Origin of the sequence: Caballeronia sp. NK8, from assembly GCF_018408855.1 — a bacterium.
GTDB lineage: Bacteria > Pseudomonadota > Gammaproteobacteria > Burkholderiales > Burkholderiaceae > Caballeronia.
This window is the reverse complement of record NZ_AP024324.1, coordinates 776,319-793,655: the sequence shown is the minus strand read 5'-3', so window position 1 is coordinate 793,655 and position 17,337 is coordinate 776,319. Positions and strand designations below refer to the sequence as shown.

Sequence of the window (17,337 nt, the reverse complement as noted above, 5' to 3'; positions counted from 1 at the left end):
CTTTTTCAAGCGGCCCGGCGCGTCGAACAGCGCACCGCGCGCCGCTTCCCGGGTCTTCTCAAAACGGCGCATGTCCATGAGCGCACACGATCAGAAATGGGACCTGCCGCAGCAACAGTCGTTGCCGCAACTCGTCGAAGCCCGCATCGTCAGCGCGATCCGCGCGGGCGATCTGAAGGCGGGCGAGCGCATCGTCGAAACGCAACTGGCCAAGCGGCTCAGCGTGAGCCGCGGGCCGCTACGCGAGGCGCTCAAGTCGCTCGAAGCGAACGGGCTGGTGTTCACCATTCGCGGCAAGGGCACCTACGTCGCAGAAGTATCGCAGGACGACTTCGTGCGCATGACGGGCATCCGCGCCGTGCTCGAAGGGTTCGCGGCGCGGCTCGTCGCGGCGCGTTGCCGTCATGAGCCGGAGGTGATCGCGCTGCTGGAACGATCGCTTGCGGACCTCGAACGCGCCGAAGCGAGCCACGACGCCGCCGCGCTGCGCGATGTCGACTGGGAATTCCACGAACTCGTCTGCACGCTCGCCGACAACGACCTGCTGCATACCACGTGGCATTCCATCAGCTCGCTCGTGCGGCTCTATCAGCAGGGCAACGCGAATTACGAAGTGCGCAGCGGCAGCGTCGTGCATCATCATCACGAGTTCGTCGAGGCGCTGAAGTCGGGCGATCCGGACTTCGCCGAGCAGACCTTTCGCAGCATCATCACCGATACGACCTTTCGCTCGCTCGGACAGACCGTGCCCGAAGCGATGACATCGATGACCGTGCCGCCGCGCGCGCCGAAGAAAGCGAAAAGCGCAACGAAGTAGTCAGCCCGAATCGGCGTGCAGCGTCGCCGCGAAGTGCGCGCGCAGATGATCGAGAAACAGCGTCGAGGCCAGATTCAGGTCCGCTTTCGCGCGCACCAGTACACCGAAGTTGCGCGACAGGTCGATGTCGGGCACGTCGAGCGTCGCGCGCGATTCGAGCGAATAGCGCTGCGCCATGTAGCGCGGCAGGAAGGTTGCGCCCAGACCCGCATCGACGAGCCCGAGCACCGTGCCGACGTTGGTCGCGTGCTGAATCGTACTCAGCGACAACCCGCGCTTCGCCAGTTCCGCCGACAGCCGCGTCTGCAAAAGCGCATAACGGTCGAGCAGCATGAGCGGCAAATCGGCGAGCTGTTCGAGCGAGATATGCTGCGCGCCCGCGAGCGGATGCGCTCTCGGCAGCACGACGAGCATCGGCTCCCGCGCGAGCGGCTCGAATCGCAGCGTGCTGGAGTCGTCTTCGAACGCGCTCACGGCGAGATCGGCCTGACCCGATTCGACCGATGCGAGCACATCTTCGTATTGCAGGTCCCTGACCTGAATCTGCATCGCCGGATGTGCCTGACGAAACGAATGGATGAGCTGTGGCAGCACGACGGCGGCGAGCATCGGCGTGGTCGCGATCACCGTGCGCAGCTTCGACGCCGCTGCCCGCGACTGGAAGTCCAGCAGCAGTTCGCGCAAACCCGCGAGGGCGAGTTTCGCGCGGCGCGCGAGTTCTTCGCCGTCGGGCGTGGCCGTCACGCGCCGCGTCGTGCGCTCGACGAGCCTGGTCTTCAGCATCGATTCGAGCCGCTGGACTCGGTTCGTCACGGACGGCTGCGACACGTGCATTTTCTTCGCCGCCGCGCTGAAGCTGCCCAGTTCGATCACCGCGAGAAAGGTCTCCAGCTCGACGAGTTCGAAGCGCAGGCTGATCGGGTCGATGCTTTCTGCGGTAACGGAACGCGCATCACGCGACATGGTGATTTATAACCCCAGCTTATAAATCCATATTCTAAAGCGAATAGAGTTTCACGGTCCCGTTCCCGATAATTTCGACAACAGTCGATAAAGGAACGGAGACTTCATGAAGGACGAAATCAAGATCCTGACGCCCAATGGCATTCTGGGCTACGGCATCCCGGCCGCCGACTTCTGGCGCGGCATCGAACAGCAGCCCGACGCGATGATCGTCGACGGCGGTTCCACCGACCCCGGCCCCTATCTGCTCGGCCTGCCCAAGACCCTGGTGACGCGCGAGGCGTATCTGCGCGATCTCTCGCTGATGCTCGAAGCCTGCGCCACGCGCAAGATTCCGATCTACATCAGCTCGGCAGGCGGCCCGGGCATTCGCGCGCATGTGGACTTCATGGTCGATGTGATCGCGGAGATCGCGCAGCGCGAGGGCTATCGCTTCAAGGTCGCGAAGATCTATTCGGACGTGGACCCGTCGTACGTGCGCGATGCGCTGGGCGAAGGCCGCATCACGTCGTGTGCATCGGCGCCGGAGTTGCAGGCGGGGGACATCGGCGCTTCGTCGCACATCGTCGCGCAAATGGGCGCGGAGCCGTTCGCAAAAGCGTTGCGCGAGCATCCGGATCTCGACATCATCATCGCGGGCCGCGCGTATGACCCGGCGCCGTTCGCCGGCCTGTGCATGCTGCACGGCATCGATCCGGGCATCTACTGGCACATGGGCAAGATCGTCGAATGCGGCGCGAATTGCGCCGAGCCGAAAGGCAAGGTGATTCTCGCCACGATCCGCCGCGACAGCTTCGACCTCGAACCGATGAACCCGCGCGAGCGCTGCACGCCCGCATCGGTGGCCGCGCACACGCTCTACGAAAAGACCCGGCCCGATCTTCTGACCGGACCCGGCGGTGTGCTCGATCTGCGCGAGGCGACCTACGAACAGATCACCGAGCGCGCCGTGCGCGTGCGCGGCAGCCGCTTCATTCCCGCCGACGACTACACGGTGAAACTCGAAGGCGCGGGCGTGGTGGGTATGCGTACGATTTTCATCGGCGGGATTCGCGATCCGATCCTGATCGGGCAGATCGATAACTTTCTCGAGCGCATCGAGGACGAAGCACGCGAGACGTATCCCGAACTGCGCTCGGGCGAGGCGACGCTGAACTTTCACGTGTACGGCAAGAACGGCGTGATGGGCAGCTTCGAGCCGCTCGCGAACACGGTGCCGCATGAGATCGGTCTGCTCGGCGAGGTGACCGCGGCGAATCAGGAACTGGCGAATGCGATTTGCAGCAGCGTGCGCATCGATGTGTTGCACACGCCATATCCGGGACAGGTGGCGACGGCCGGCAACTTCGCGATCCCGCTCAATCCGCCGGAGAACCCGATCGGCCCGGTGTGCAAGTTCACGGTCTATCACGTGATGAAGGTCGACTCGGCCGAGTCGCTGTTTCCGATTGAAGTCGTGGAGATCTGAACATGAACGCAACGCAGACGAAGACATTGCGCGATCTGGCGAAAGTCGTACGCAGCAAGAACTCCGGCCCGTTCGAGATCACCTTCGACGTGATCTTCGACGACGCGCCGCTCTATGAACGCGTGAAGCATAGCGGCGTGCTGACCGAAGCGCTGATCTGCAAGCTGTACAACGTGACGAAGGACGACATCGTGACCCTGATGTTCTTCGATCCGGCACGCGCGTTCAAGCTCACGCTCAAGCGCTCGTGGGCGCAGGGCAGCGTGGGCGAGCGCGACACGTTCGGCGCGCAGCAGCATGCGCCGCTGCTGACGGTCGAGATTCCCGGCGTCTGAAGGCGCCGGTCAAATAAAACATATCAGCCATCCCAGGCAAGTGGAGGAGACAACATGGTCAACGATTCGGATATCCGGCGAGTGTCGTTCGCCAGCGCGATTGGCGCGACGCTCGAGTGGTACGACTTCTTCATCTTCGGATCGGCGGCCGCGCTGATCTTCAACAAGCTGTTCTTTCCGGCGTTCGATCCCGTCGCCGGCACGATCGCGTCGCTGGCGAGTTTTGCGATCGGCTTCATCGCGCGCCCGGTGGGCGGCATCGTGTTCGGCCATTACGGCGACCGCATTGGCCGCAAGGCGATGCTCGTGCTGAGCCTGCTGATGATGGGCGGCGTGACCTTCCTGATCGGCCTGTTGCCGACTTACGAGAGCATCGGCCTCGGCGCGCCGATTCTTCTCACGACCTTGCGCTTCCTGCAAGGCTTCGCGGTAGGCGGCGAGTGGGGCGGCGCGACGCTGATGGTGATCGAGCATTCGCCCGCGAAAAAACGCGGCTTCTACGGCGCGTGGCCGCAGATGGGCATCTCCGCCGCGCTGATTCTGTCGACCGGCGTGATGGCCCTGACCACCGCGCTCACGACCGCCGAGCAGTTCGCGGCCTGGGGATGGCGCGTGCCGTTCCTGCTGTCGGGCTTGCTCGTCGTGGTGGGCTTCATCATTCGACGCCGCGTGTCCGAGTCGCCGAGCTTCCAGAAACTGCAGCGCTCGCACACCGCCGAGAAGATGCCGATCGCCACGGTGCTCGCCACCCAGAAGAAACGCACGCTGCAGATCGTCGCGGCGCAGGCGGCCGAGAACACCAGCTTCTTCGTGATCTCCGTCTATGCGCTCGTCTATCTGACGCAGAACCTGCATATCGGCAAGCCGCTCGCGATTCGCGCGCTGATGATCGGCTCGTTCTTCACACTGTTGTCGCAGCCGTTCTTCGGCGCGCTGTCGGATCGCATCGGCCGCAAGAAGGTGTACATGGGCGGCATGATCTTCCTCGGCGCGTTCATCTTTCCGTTCTTCAGGATGCTCGATACGGGCAGCTATCCGGTGATCGTCACGGCGATCACGATCGCGATGGTCTTCGGTCTGGGCAGCACGCTGTCCGCGCAGCCCGCGCTGATCAGCGAGCAGTATCCGGCTGCGATACGCTATAGCGGCGTGTCGGTGGCGTATCAGCTCGCGACCGTGATCTGGAGCGGCCCGACGCCGATCCTCGCCGCGCTGTTCGTGATGTGGGCGGGCGGTTACTGGTTGCTGGCCGCGTATATCGTGCTCGCCGCGGTGATCTCCGTGCTCGGCATCATGCCGTTGCGCGAAGCGGCGGGCGTCGAGCTTGCCGCGCTGGAGGACGGCGCGAACCGCGAGCCGCGCATGGAACGTCAGCCTGTCGCAGCAGGATTGTCGGGGGAGCAGGCATCGTGATTCGATTCCAGATTGGCCACGTAACGGCGACGCTGGTTCAGGAAACCGTCGACACGTCCTTCGACTTTCTGAAGTTCTTTCCGCTGGCGACGCCGCAAGACGTCGCGGACAATCTCTCGTGGATCGCGCCCGGTCACTACGATCCCGCGACGGGCCGCATGCTGCTCAGCATGCACTCGTGGCTGCTGGATACCGGGCGTCACAAGATCCTGATCGATGGCTGCGTCGGCAACGACAAGGAACGCCCGGGCCGGCCCGACTGGTGCAATCTGCAGACGCCGTATCTCGACCGCCTCGCTACGGCGGGCGCCACGCCCGAGCAGATCGACTACGTGCTTTGCACGCATCTGCATGCGGATCATATCGGCTGGAATACGCGGCTCATCGGCGATCGCTGGGTGCCGACGTTTCCCAACGCGAAGTACGTGTTCTCGAAGATCGAGAACGACTACTGGGCGGCCCGCTACGCGAAGGAATCCACGGGGCATCACATTCTCGGCTACAAGGACAGCGTGTTGCCGGTGATCGAGGCCGGGCAGGCGCTGATCGTCGATGACTACGCCGACATCGCGGACTGTCTGTCGCTCGAACCCGCGCCGGGGCACACGCCGGGGCATGTCGCGATCTGGCTGAAGTCGAACGACGCGCACGCCGTGATGACCGGCGATATCCTGCATCATCCGATTCAGGTGAAGTATCCGCACTGGAGCTGCTTCGGCTGCATCGACCAGAAGCAGTCCGCCGAGACGCGCCGAAGGATTCTGGAGCAGACCTGCGAGCGGCGCGCGCTGCTGTTGCCGGGGCATTTCATGGCGCCGCACGCCGGTTATGTCGATGAGACGCCCGGCGGCTTCGATTTCCGGCATCCGGACGTGTCATGACCCATCGACCAGCCCCGACCGATATCGCCATTCATCCACTGATCGCCGCGCGCTGGAGTCCGCGCGCGTATGCGGACCGTGCCGTCGAACACGCGCATGTGATCGCCATGCTCGAAGCGGCGCGTTGGGCGCCATCCGCGTTCAACGCGCAGCCGTGGCGCTTCGTCGTGTTCGAGAAGGCCGCGGATCCCGTGGCGTTCGGGCGTGCGTTCGGCACGCTCATCTCCTTCAATCAATCGTGGAATGCGAACGCACAAGTGCTGATCGCCGTGCTCGCGGACACGCTCACGGCCAAGGGCGCAGAGAATCCGAGCGCAGGCTACGATGCCGGCGCGGCCGCGATGGCGCTGCTTTTGCAGGCGCATGCGCTGGGTCTTGCAGCGCATTCGATGAGCGGCCTCGATGCGGATGCGTTTCGGGAAGCGTTTTCGATTCCTGGGCGTTATGAGGTGCTGAGCATGATTTCGGTTGCGCATCACGGCGATGCGCAGTCGCTGCCGACCGCGCTTGCGGAGCGCGAGCATGCGCCGCGCGCGCGGTTGCCGCTGGAGAGGATTGCGCAGTTCGGTGGGTGGGTGGAATAGAGGCGATAAAAAAGCATCCTGCGTGGAGCCGGATGCCTTCCTTACATCGAGCAGCCCCCGTCAAACAATCATCGCCACCTGCAGAGTCTCGACACACGCGTTCGCCACTTCCCGTCCCTTCACGCTCATATGCTCGTGAAAGAACCGCAGATGTTCTCGAACGCATGACGGCACTGATCCACGATCTCGCGATGCCAGCACGACTGCACGAATGCGATGCGCACGGTCCCGTTCATAACGCGGCCCTGTAAATATCGAGCGCAGCCGCTTCGGTCATCTCACGCGGGTTGTTGATGAGCAGACGTTGCTGCTTCATCGCGTCGGCGGCGAGCATCGGCAGATGCGATTCCTCCACGCCCACCTCGCGCAGCGTGCGCGCAATCCCGGTCTCGTTCACGAGCGTCTGCATCGCCTGAATGAAGGCTTCGGTCTTCGCTTCGGCGCTGTCACCGGCGGCGGCGCAGCCGAGCGTATCTGCAAGCTCCGCATAGCGCGCGGCGGCGGCGGGCGCGTTGAAGCGCAGCACATGCATCAGCACGAGCGCATTCGACAGACCATGCGGCACATGGAAATGGCCGCCGAGCGGATACGCGAGCGCGTGCACCGCGGCGACCGGCGCATTCGAGAACGCCTGGCCCGCGAGCGTTGCGCCGAGCAGCATCGCTTCGCGCGCGGCGCGATTCCCGCCATCGCGACAGGCGGGCAGCAGGTTCGCATACAACAGACGCAGCGCTTCCTTCGCGAGCATGTCGGAGAGCGGATTCTTCAGACGCGCCGACGTGTACGCCTCGATCGCATGCACCATCGCGTCGATGCCGGTCGCGGCGGTCGCTTGCGGCGGCAGGCCGAGCGTGAGTTCCGCGTCGAGCAGCGCGAGATCGGGATAAAGAACCGGCGAAACGACGCCGCTTTTCGTGGTCGCGCCCGTCGTCACGATGGAAATGGCCGTGACTTCGGAGCCCGTGCCCGCGGTGGTCGGCATCAGCACGAGCGGCAGACGCGGACCTTCGACGTTGCCGACGCCGTACATCTTTTCAAGCGGTTGCGCCGACGCGCACAGCACGGCGATCAGCTTGGCGACGTCCATCGACGAGCCGCCGCCGAGTCCCAGCACGATTTCGGCGCCGCTCGCCTTCGCGCGCGCGGCGGCGTCGAGCACGACGTGATCGGGCGGATCGGCGACGACGTCGTCGATCACCGTGACTTGCCAGCCTTGCATGGCGAGATTGTCGAGCGCCGGCGCGATCAGGCCGCTCTCATTCAGGAAGCGGTCGGTGACGAGCACGAGCCGGCGTTCGTCGCGATAGCGCTCGCGCAAGAGCGCGCCGAGACGCCGCGCGCCGCCGTAATCGACGACGAGCGAAGGAACCGTGGTGAAGCTGAAAGCGTTCATGCGATGCGCTCAGATAAGTGAATCTGCGGTTTCGAGTTCGAGGTTGCGAAAACCCCGGTTGTAGTAGACGAGCGGCGTGGCGTCGCCGAGTTCGACGTCCTGGATCTCGCCGATCAGCACAGTATGATCGCCTGCTTCGTGCACGTCGCGCGCGATGCACACGAGCGAGGCCATCGAGCCCGGCAGCATCGGCGGATGCGGGTCGTCGCCGGTGCCGTAGCGAAACGCGTGCGGGCCGAACTTGTCGACGCCCTTGCGCGCAAAATGCATCGCGACGTCCTTCTGCTCTTGCGACAGGATGTTGATCGCATAGCGTTGGGCGTTGACGAACGCGGCGTGCGAATCCGCCTTGTTGGCGATGCACACGAGCACGAGCGGCGGGTCCATCGACACCGACGAAAACGAGCTGGCGGTAAAGCCCCAGTGACGGCCTTGTTCATCGGTGGTCGAGACGATGGTAACGCCGCTCGGGAAAGCCGAAAGCGCGTCACGAAAAGTCTGTTTGTTTTCGAGCGTCATGAGAGGTCTCCGGTATGAGATGAGCGCATGGCATCAGCACTCCATGACCCGAGTTTAGAGTCGCGGGCTCCGTAGAACAATTTCGATGTCGCGATCGATTGATCGGCGAAACGGATAGATGCGCGCATTCATAGGGGATCAGGACGGCGACGCATCGCTCGCGAGCGTCGCGCCGAAATTGGCCTGCAAGTGCCGCACGAAGCTCAAGGCGGCCGCGCTCAGGTCGGCGTCGCGCGCGCGCAGGATGCCGAAGCGGCGGCTCAGGCTCACATCGGCGACCCGCAGCGTGGCGCGAGTGTCGCGCGCGTAGCGCTGGGCCATCGAGCGCGGCAGGAAGGTCGCGCCGAGCCCCGCGTCCACCATGCCGAGCAGCGTGCTCAGATTGGCGGCGTGATGCATCGGCCGCAGCGTGAGGCCGCGCTTCGTGAATTCATCGGCGAGCCGGTCGCGCAGCATCGAGTAGCGGTCGAGCAGCATCAGCGGGATTTGCGCGAGCTGCTCCAGCGTGACCTCGCCGGCTTGCGCAAGCGGATGTGTCTTCGGCACCACGACCAGCATGTCCTCCTCGGTCAGCGCTTCGAAGCTCAGCTTGCTCGAATCGTTGTCGAAGGCGACCACGGCGAGATCGGCCTCGTTGCTTTCGATCTTCGCGACGACATCCTCGTATTGCAGATCGCGCAGTTGAATCTGCACGTCCGGATAGCGCTGGCAGAACGAATGGATCAGCGAGGGCAGCATGACGGCCGAGATCATCGGCGTGGCGGCGACCACCACGCGCAGGCGCGCGGCCTCGGCGTCGGCCTGGAATTCCTGCAGCAGCTTGCGCAGTTCGCGCAACGCGATTTCGGCGTGCTCGCGCAAACGCTTGCCGGCGGGCGTGGGCTCCACGTGACGCGTCGTTCGCACGAGCAGGCGCGTCTTCAGGGTCGATTCGAGGCGCTGCACGCGGGCCGTCACGGAAGGCTGCGAGATGTGCAGGCGTCTGGCGGCGGAACTGAAACTGCCCAGTTCGACCACGGCGAGAAAGGTCTCCAGTTCGACGAGGTCGAAGCGCAGCGTCGGTGGCGCTGCGGAGTGCGGGCCCTCGTCCGGCTTGTCGGGCGCCATGACGGGAAGTCTCCGTTGGTTTTATCAGGATCGGCTATGAGTCTATCCCATAAAGCAAATAGTGTCGTCGCGGCGCCGTCGACATAATCGACTCCATACCGACATCTGGAGGCATGGACGACATGGCACACGACACTTCGCGTCAGATGACGCTGATCGGCTTTTTGCAGGCTCAGAACTGCTCGACGTATCCCGGTTCCTGGCGTCATGGCGGCGCGATGCAGGACTTCATGTCGCCGGAGTATTACCAGCGCATTGCGCGCACGCTGGAAGAGGGCAAATTCCACCTGGCGTTCTTCGACGACCGTCTCGCCATGCCCGATATCTACGGCGACGATCACGCGCAAACCGTCGAGCATGGCGTGCGCGCCGTGAAGATGGACCCGTCGCCGATTCTCACCGCGATGGCGATGGCCACGACGCACCTCGGCCTCGGCGCGACCTATTCGACGACGTACTACGAGCCGTACCATGTCGCGCGCCATTTCGCGACACTCGATCTGATGACCAAGGGCCGTGTCGCGTGGAACGTGGTGACGTCGCTCAATGATTCGGAGGCCGCGAACTTCGGCCGCGAGATGCATCTGGAGCACGATCTGCGTTATGACCGCGCCGATGAGTTCCTCGAAACGGTGATGGGTCACTGGGATTCGTGGGAAGACGACGCGCTGATCCTCGACAAGCAAAGCGGCCGCTTCGCCGATCCGGCCAAGGTGCATCGGCTCGATCACAAGGGCGCGTACTTCAGCTCGCGTGGCCCGCTGACCGTGCCGCGTTCGCAGCAGGGGCATCCGGTGCTGATTCAGGCGGGGCAGAGCGGGCGTGGCCGCGCGTTTGCATCGCGATGGGGCGAGTTGATTTTCGTGGTGTATCCGAATCTTGCAGCGGGCAAGAAGCAGCGCGCGGAGCTCAGGCAATCGGTGCTCGATGCGGGGCGCGATCCGGAGAAGGTGAAGGTCGCGACTGCGTGTTATACGGTCGTCGCCGAATCGGATGAAATCGCGCAGCAGCAACGCGAATATATCGATTCGCTTGCGAAGCCGATCGACTCGCTTACCTTGCTGTGTGAAGTGCTCAACACAGATTTCTCGAAGCGCGATTATGACGCGCCGTTCACTGACGCGGAGATGAAGGCTATCTCCGGGTGGACGGGTTTTCGCGATCGCGTGGTGATGTTGTCGGGGAAGCAGAATCCGTCGGTACGGGATTTTGTCGATTTCTCGAATCGTGCGCGGTTGAACGAGTTTCCGGTGTTTGCGGGCACGGCTAAGACCGTGGCGGATCAGATGGAGCAATGGTTCGTCGAAGGCGGTTGCGATGGGTTTGTGATCTCGCCGACGCATGTGCCGGGCGGGTATGAGGATTTTGTGCGGCAGGTGGTGCCGGAGTTGCAGCGGCGCGGGGTGTTTCGCAAGGATTACGACGGGTCGACGTTGCGGGAGAATTTGGGCCTCGCGAGACCGGACGCCGGGGATTGGCGCAAGCAGGCGTTTGCGGGGGTGAATGGGGAGCCGATGCGTAAGGCCGGGTAGGTTTGTTCGGGTCTTCGCCGGATCCCGTTTGCGTGTCGGTCTATTGGTGTTGCCCCTGTGCGGGGCGGCAGTGTAGTGGTCTAACAATCTTGGACATCTCTAAAGGTAGACTTTGATCGACCAGCGAGGTGTCAAATGGGTAGAAGAGAGTTCTCAGAGGAATTCAAGCGCGAGGCGGTGGCGCTCGTGCTGGAGCAAGGCTACACGGTGACCAAGGCCGCCAAGGCGTTGGGCATTGGTGAATCGGCGTTGCGGCGCTGGATGGGCAATCGCCGACCGGTGGCGGGTGCGCCGGTCGTCGGGCTTCAGGACGGCAGTGCCGAACAGCGCAAGATTCGAGAGTTGGAGAAGCGGGTACTTGAGCTTGAACGGGAGCGCGACATTCTAAAAAAGTCCACGGCCTTCTTTGTCAAGGAACTGGATCGCGATACAAAGTGATCCAGGAGGCGGAGAAGGCATATCCGGCAGCCGTGGTGTGTCGCGTGGTCGGCGTGGCGCGTAGCAGCTATTACGCTTGGAAGGCGCGACAGCACAAGGGCCGATCGGCGCGTGCGGAGTTGGTGCGCGAGGTTCAGGCGATTCATGCGCAGATGCGGCAAAGCTATGGCAGTCGTCGCATGTCACAGGAATTGAGCCGTCGAGGTCATGTAGTGGGGCGCGAGTGCGCGCGGCGACTCATGCGCGAAGGCGGTGTGCAGGCTCGCGTTCGTCGCACGCATCGATATGTCCGGCGCGAGCAGACATCGGCAATTGCTGAGAACAGGCTGGATCGGGCGTTCGCCGTGACGGTTCCGAACCGGTTCTGGGCGGGCGATGTGACGTATATCTGGACGCAGCAAGGCTGGATGTATCTGGCTGTGGTGCTCGATCTGTATTCCCGACGTGTAGTTGGCTGGGCGACCTCGGGTTCCTGCGACACGTTCTTGGTGATTCGCGCGTTACAAGTTGCACTTCAAACGCGGCGTACCGAACCGGGCTTGATGTTCCACTCGGACCAAGGAAGCAATTATGCGAGTCTGACGTTCCAGCAGTTTCTTAGGGAGCACCAGATCGTGCAGAGCATGAGCCGTAGAGGAAACTGTTGGGACAACGCGGTCGTAGAACGCTTTTTCTGTACGCTCAAAGGAGAGTGCGTTGGTGAGCGTGCATACCGTGATCATGCCGAGGCTCACGCCGATGTGCTGGATTACATCTTGATGTATTACAACCAGGACCGCTTGCACTCGGCTGCCAGTCATATGCCGCCAGCCGAGTTCGAGCAATTAAAGGTGGAAACTGCTTAACCGGTGTCCAAGAATACTGAACCACTACACAGTCACTTTCTTTGCTGCTGCAAAGAAAGTAACCAAAGAAAGCAGCTCGAGACGCTCGCGGTCATACGCAATTTGGGTGTTCTTCTCGTCGTTCGTGGGCTCTGTAGCGAGTGCCCTCGTAGGCCCCATCGGGCTTGGGCCGCGCACGGTCTGACAAGCTAGTAGTTTAAGCGCGCTGGTTCAGCACGAAAGGGTTCCGGCACAGCGCTACGCGCTGCCGTTGGATATGCAAGGGAAACCATTGGTATGGATACCTTGATATGGACGCGCATGCAGACCCGATTGACCCATCGGCCGCGAAGCGGGCGGGAGCCATTTCGTGCTGAACCAGTTTGCTTTGTGGCGCGATGCGGCAGACCGTGCGCGGTCCAGGCCCGCTCTGGCCTTTGAGGGCACTCGCTACTGCTGTGCCAAGACTGATTGCCTGTGCCGCGGCCGGCGTGAAGTACTTTGGATGGGGATAGCTGTTTCTCTGGTCACTTTCTTTGCAGCAGCAAAGAAAGTGACTGCCGCCCCGCACTGGGGCAACGCCAATAGACCGACACGTCCACGGGATCCGGCGACGCCCGCCCCCGGCGTGAAAGCGTGTCGCCAATACGCCTCACACGATCGAGCGCCACACCCCCGCCCGCACGAGCGCATCCGTCTCCTGCCGCACGATGCGATACAGCGCCTTCATCGCAAGCGTCGCTTCCTTCTTCGGCGAGAACGCAATGGAAAGCACGCCCGGCAGCGCCGGCTCGACGATCGGCCGCGCCTTCAGCGTGCCCCGCTCGATCCGGTTTCGCACCGCTGCATACGGCGCGACCGAGAAGCCCTGACCCGCTTCGACGAGTTCGAGGACCGCCATCATCGCGTCGATCTCGAAGGCGATGTTGAGCGTGAGCGAGCGCGCCGTCGCGGCGTCTTCGGCGAGCGTACGCATGCCATGCGGACGCGCCGGGAGAATCCACGGCAGCTCGACGGCGTCGGCGAAACGGATCGGCTCCATCGCGCGGGCGAGCACGCTTGCGTCGGGCGGGCCGATCAGCAGCAGATCGTCCGACAAAAGCGGCTCGATGCTGATCGTGCTGTGCGGTCCGATGTTGTACAGCACGCCGATATCCAGTTGCCCGCTCAGCAGCCATTCGAGCATGTAGCCGCTCAAACCTTCGCGCATGCGCAGCCGCACGTCGGGAAACTCCGCGCGAAAGCGCCGCACGAGCGGCACCACCAGAAAGTCGCCGAGCATCGGGGGTATGCCCATCGTCACGGTGCCGCCGGGCACCGCGCGCATCGCCTGCATGTGATTCACGGCTTCGTCGCTGCGTTCGAGGATATCGCTCGCGCGCGCGAGGAACTTCTGCCCCGCCTCGGTGAGCGACATGCCGTGGCCATGCCGATACAGCAGCGGCGGCCCCAGCTCCTGTTCGAGCATCTGGATATGCCGCGTGAGCATCGACTGACTGATGCCGAGGATCGCGGCGGCGCGCGAGACGCTGCCCTCGCGCGCCACGACCATGAAATACCTGAGCTGCTTCAACTCCACGTGCCTGACTCCTCTGGCGTCGGACGGTTTCGTCCGCGATGCATAACAGGTATGCGAGCAGTTCGCGGCTCATCTGATTACGCTTGATTCCATTCACGAACACAACGGAGACAAGAGCGCAATGGAAGAACTCAGATTGCTCAGCACCACAGCGATCCTCGGCTACGGCTTCGCGCAAAGCGCGTTCGAAGCGGGTCTCGCGCGCAAGCCGCATCTCATCGGCGCCGATGGCGGCAGTTCCGATCCGGGACCGTACTATCTCGCCTCGGGCGAATCGTTCACCTCGCGCATGGCCACCAAGCGCGACATGCGCCTGATGCTCGCGGCCGCCGTGCCGCTCGGCATTCCCGTGGTGGTCAGCACGTGCGGCGGCGCGGGCGGCGATCCGCATCTGCAGATGATGGTCGATATCGTCAAGGAGATCGCGCAGGAAGAAAGTCTGTCATTCAAGCTCGCGGTTATCAACTCGGAATTGCCCAAGGACGTGTTGCTCGAACACGTGAACGCCGGCAAGACACGGCCGCTCTATGGTCTGCAGCCACTGACGCCCGAACTCGTCGAGCAAGCAGTGCGCGTGGTCGGCGCGATGGGGCCGGAGCCGTACATCGCCGCCCTCGATGCGGGCGCGCAAGTGATTCTATCGGGCCGCAGCACCGATCCCGCGCCGTGGGCCGCGATGGCGATCCGCGCCGGCTTCTCGCCCGCGCTCGGCTGGTATGCCGGCAAGATGCTCGAATGCGGCGCGGAACCGGCCTTGCCCAAGCGCGAAGGGTGTCTGCTCGCGACGATCCGCGAGGATCACGTCGAGCTCGAACCGATGCATCCCGAACAGGCCTGCACGCCGCGTTCGGTCGCGTACTTCGCGCTGCACGAGAACAGCAGCCCGATTCATCATCACGAGCCGGGCGGCATGCTCGATACCTCCGAATGCACCTTCGAAGCGGTGACGGATCGTGCCGTGCGCGTGTCCGGCATGCGCTGGCGTCCCGCGAAGTACACGGTGAAGCTCGAAGGCGTCGAAGCGCGCGGGCATCGCGTCATCACGCTGTGCGCGACGCGCGATCCGGTGCTGCAGGCGCAGATGGACCGCTACCTCGCGCGCTCGCGCGAAATCGTCGACGAGAAAGCGACCGCGTTCGGTGCGCCATCCGATACCTACACGCTGAACTTTCGCGTCTACGGCCAGAACGGCGTGATGGGCGAACGCGAGCCCTTGCCGCTCGCCGAACGCCATTCGCACGAAACGGCGATCGTCGCGGAAGTGGTCGCGGAGGATCGCGACACCGCGAAGGCCGTGCTGGCCATCGCGCGCACGACGATCCTGCACTCGGAGTTTCCGGGGCGCCTGTGCAAGGAAGGCAATATGGCGATCCCGTTCTCGCCGTCCGACCTCGATCTCGGTCAGGTCTACCGCTTTTCCGTGTGCCATCTGCTCGAACCGGAGAACGCGCTCTCGCTGTTCCCGATCCGCTACGAAGACATTGGAGACCGTCATGCCAGCCATTAAGGATTTCGCGAGCGTATGCCGCAGCAAGAACGCGGGGCCGTTCATGGTCACGCTCGACATCGTGTTCGAAACCGACGAGATCTACGACCGCGTCGCCGCGACCGGCGTGCTCAAGCCCGAGCTGTTCGCGCGGCTCTATGGCGTGACGCCGGAGCAGGTCCAGTTCACGCCGTATCGCGCCGCGCGCGCGTTCAAGGCGACCTTGCCGCGCCTCGTCTCATCGGGCGATATCGGCGACACGGACGTGTATGGCTCGCAGCAGCACGCGCCGATGCTCGACATCGAGATTCCCATCAAGCTGGAGAACACGCGATGAGCGAAGCCGAACTTCAGGTGCGCCCCGGCGTCGAGCGTGCCGACGACGCGCAGACCTTGCAGAGCTCGTTTCGCCAGGCGATGCGCCGGCTCGCGGGCGGCGTCGCGCTGGTCTCCACGGTTCAGGACGGCGTGCGTCACGGCATGACGGTCACGGCCGTCACGTCGCTGACGATGGACCCGCCCGCGCTGGTCGTATCGGTGAACCGGCATGCGTCGGCATTCGATGCGCTCGTGCTGAGCGGGCGCTTCTGCGTGAATCTGCTGACGCAGCAGCATGCGGACCTCGCCGCGGCGTTCGCACGCAAGCCGGACGGCGACGCGCGCTTCGCCAACGGCGCGTGGCGCATGAACGAAGCCGGCATGCCGACGCTCGATGGCAGCGTCGCGTCGATATCGTGCCGCGTGCACGATCTGGTCGAGTACGGCACGCACGCGATCCTGATCGGCGCGGTGGAGCATCTCGAGATCGAGCCGCAGCAACCGATGGCGCCGCTCATCTATCTGAGCGGGCAGTTCGGCGGCTTCTGGCCGTTGACCGCATAGGGAGCGCGCATGTTCGACGCGAAGTATGAACACAGCAATTTCCCGCGCATCCGGCCCGAGTGGCTCGCGCAGGTCGCCGAGCCGGCCGTCGAGCCCGAGTTGCCGGTCATCGATCCGCATCATCATCTGTGGGATGTCGAGAGCGCGTTCTATCACGCGCCCGAGTTCGTCGCGGATGCGGGCGCGGGGCATCGCGTGCTGGCGAGCGTGTTCGTCGAATGCAAGGCGCATTTCGATGCCGACGCGCCCGCCGGATTCGCGCCCGTCGGCGAGACGCGCTTCGCCGTGGCGCAGGCGCAGGCCGCGGCGCGTCTGCCGCACGGCGATGCGAATCTCGTAAAGGGCATCGTCGCGTACGGCGATCCGTTCGTCGCGAATCCGCAGGCGGTGCTCGAAGCGCACATCGACGCGGGGCAGGGGCGCATGCGCGGCGTGCGCGTGCGCGCCGCATGGCATGCCGATCCCGCATTCGCCGCGCCCCACGATGGCCCCGACGAACACACGATCAGCTCGCCCGAACTCGACCGCTACTGCGCGATCCTCACGGAGATGGGCCTCGTGCTCGATCTGTGGGTGTACCACACGCAACTCGATCAGGCCGCCGCGCTCGCACGCCGTCATCCGCGTCTGCCGATCGTGCTGAACCACTGCGGCGGGCCGCTCGGCATCGGGCCGTATGCGGGCCAGCGCGCGCTGGTCCGCGAGGCATGGAGCACGTCGCTCGCGCGCGTGGCGTCGAACGAGAACGTCATCGTGAAGATCGGCGGCCTCGCCATGCCGCGCACGGGCCTGTCCTTCGCCGATGCCGCGAAACCCGCAAGCTGCCTCGAACTCGTCGAGCGCTGGACGCCTTATGTGCGTACCTGCATCGATCTGTTCGGCGCGCAACGCTGCATGTTCGAGAGCAATTTTCCCGTCGACAAGGGCAGTTGCAACTACGTGTCGGTGTGGAACGCATTCAAGATCATGTGCGCCGGTCATCCGGCGGCGGCGCGCCGCGCGCTGCTCGCGGGCACGGCCAATCGTGTGTACGCGCTTGGCGTCGAGACGTTGACGGAGGAGGCGATTTCATAACGAGCGGACTGAAGCGTTGCAGACATCCGTACAGGCAAAGAC

General features: G+C 63.9%; 17 protein-coding genes. 12 read left to right on the top strand and 5 right to left on the bottom strand.

Features of this window, described 5'->3' with window-relative positions:
- The first annotated feature begins 76 nt into the window (after positions 1-76).
- On the top strand, positions 77-817 hold the full coding sequence (locus NK8_RS25320) for a GntR family transcriptional regulator (protein WP_213230935.1): 741 nt from the start codon (positions 77-79) through the stop codon (positions 815-817).
- On the opposite strand, the gene NK8_RS25315 is transcribed toward NK8_RS25320, so the two are convergent.
- Complete coding sequence (locus NK8_RS25315) at positions 818-1,780, bottom strand: LysR family transcriptional regulator (RefSeq protein ID WP_213230933.1); 963 nt, start codon at positions 1,778-1,780, stop codon at positions 818-820.
- A 106-nt stretch (positions 1,781-1,886) separates the two neighbouring features.
- Here NK8_RS25315 and NK8_RS25310 point away from each other — a divergent pair, with 106 nt between their 5' ends.
- From NK8_RS25310 to NK8_RS25290, 5 genes are read left to right on the top strand one after another with little or no spacing between them, the layout of a single operon-like run.
- Positions 1,887-3,248, top strand: coding sequence for an acyclic terpene utilization AtuA family protein (locus tag NK8_RS25310; RefSeq protein WP_213230930.1), 1,362 nt, complete (start codon positions 1,887-1,889; stop codon positions 3,246-3,248).
- 2 nt (positions 3,249-3,250) lie between these two features.
- The gene (locus tag NK8_RS25305) at positions 3,251-3,583 is read left to right on the top strand and encodes a DUF4387 domain-containing protein (protein ID WP_213230927.1); all 333 of its coding nucleotides are present in this window, start codon (positions 3,251-3,253) and stop codon (positions 3,581-3,583) included.
- A 54-nt stretch (positions 3,584-3,637) separates the two neighbouring features.
- Positions 3,638-4,996 (top strand): MFS transporter, encoded by a 1,359-nt coding sequence (locus tag NK8_RS25300; protein ID WP_162068783.1) that lies wholly within the window; start codon positions 3,638-3,640, stop codon positions 4,994-4,996.
- Positions 4,993-5,877, top strand: a complete 885-nt coding sequence (locus tag NK8_RS25295) for an MBL fold metallo-hydrolase (RefSeq protein WP_213230925.1) — start codon at positions 4,993-4,995, stop codon at positions 5,875-5,877. Before NK8_RS25300 ends, NK8_RS25295 begins: the two co-directional genes overlap by 4 nt.
- Positions 5,874-6,461, top strand: a complete 588-nt coding sequence (locus tag NK8_RS25290) for a nitroreductase family protein (RefSeq protein ID WP_213230923.1) — start codon at positions 5,874-5,876, stop codon at positions 6,459-6,461. Before NK8_RS25295 ends, NK8_RS25290 begins: the two co-directional genes overlap by 4 nt.
- Positions 6,462-6,693: 232 nt before the next feature.
- Here the strand turns inward: NK8_RS25290 and NK8_RS25285 are convergent, their stop codons facing one another.
- From NK8_RS25285 to NK8_RS25275, 3 genes are all read right to left on the bottom strand, one after another.
- Complete coding sequence (locus NK8_RS25285) at positions 6,694-7,854, bottom strand: iron-containing alcohol dehydrogenase (RefSeq protein ID WP_213230922.1); 1,161 nt, start codon at positions 7,852-7,854, stop codon at positions 6,694-6,696.
- A gap of 9 nt (positions 7,855-7,863) precedes the next feature.
- A complete protein-coding gene (locus tag NK8_RS25280) occupies positions 7,864-8,373 on the bottom strand; it encodes a flavin reductase family protein (RefSeq protein WP_061178298.1) in 510 nt (169 codons plus the stop codon).
- Positions 8,374-8,511: 138 nt separating this feature from the next.
- Positions 8,512-9,480 carry a LysR family transcriptional regulator gene (locus NK8_RS25275; protein ID WP_162068779.1) on the bottom strand — a complete coding sequence of 323 codons (969 nt, stop codon included), beginning with the start codon at positions 9,478-9,480 and terminating at the stop codon, positions 8,512-8,514.
- Positions 9,481-9,602: 122 nt separating this feature from the next.
- On the opposite strand from NK8_RS25275, the gene NK8_RS25270 reads away from it, so the two are divergent.
- On the top strand, positions 9,603-11,012 hold the full coding sequence (locus NK8_RS25270) for an LLM class flavin-dependent oxidoreductase (RefSeq protein WP_213230921.1): 1,410 nt from the start codon (positions 9,603-9,605) through the stop codon (positions 11,010-11,012).
- 135 nt (positions 11,013-11,147) lie between these two features.
- Positions 11,148-12,295, top strand: a protein-coding gene (locus tag NK8_RS25265) for an IS3 family transposase (RefSeq protein ID WP_213230920.1) whose coding sequence is annotated in 2 segments (ribosomal slippage) — positions 11,148-11,406 and positions 11,406-12,295 — 1,149 coding nt in all. Because the reading frame shifts where the segments join, the coding sequence is not laid out codon by codon here.
- A gap of 631 nt (positions 12,296-12,926) precedes the next feature.
- Here NK8_RS25265 and NK8_RS25260 read toward each other — a convergent pair.
- On the bottom strand, positions 12,927-13,853 hold the full coding sequence (locus NK8_RS25260; RefSeq protein ID WP_162068777.1) for a LysR family transcriptional regulator: 927 nt from the start codon (positions 13,851-13,853) through the stop codon (positions 12,927-12,929).
- Positions 13,854-13,974: 121 nt separating this feature from the next.
- Here NK8_RS25260 and NK8_RS25255 point away from each other — a divergent pair, with 121 nt between their 5' ends.
- The 4 genes from NK8_RS25255 to NK8_RS25240 are packed head-to-tail and all read left to right on the top strand — an operon-like array spanning position 13,975 to position 17,295.
- The gene (locus tag NK8_RS25255; RefSeq protein ID WP_213230919.1) at positions 13,975-15,360 is read left to right on the top strand and encodes an acyclic terpene utilization AtuA family protein; all 1,386 of its coding nucleotides are present in this window, start codon (positions 13,975-13,977) and stop codon (positions 15,358-15,360) included.
- Positions 15,347-15,676, top strand: coding sequence for a DUF4387 domain-containing protein (locus NK8_RS25250; RefSeq protein WP_061178295.1), 330 nt, complete (start codon positions 15,347-15,349; stop codon positions 15,674-15,676). The genes NK8_RS25255 and NK8_RS25250 overlap by 14 nt, the downstream gene beginning before the upstream one ends.
- Positions 15,673-16,221: a flavin reductase family protein gene (locus tag NK8_RS25245; RefSeq protein WP_213230918.1), complete on the top strand. Its 549-nt coding sequence runs from the start codon at positions 15,673-15,675 to the stop codon at positions 16,219-16,221. Before NK8_RS25250 ends, NK8_RS25245 begins: the two co-directional genes overlap by 4 nt.
- A 9-nt stretch (positions 16,222-16,230) precedes the next feature.
- Complete coding sequence (locus NK8_RS25240; RefSeq protein ID WP_213230917.1) at positions 16,231-17,295, top strand: amidohydrolase; 1,065 nt, start codon at positions 16,231-16,233, stop codon at positions 17,293-17,295.
- The last annotated feature ends 42 nt before the right edge of the window (positions 17,296-17,337 follow it).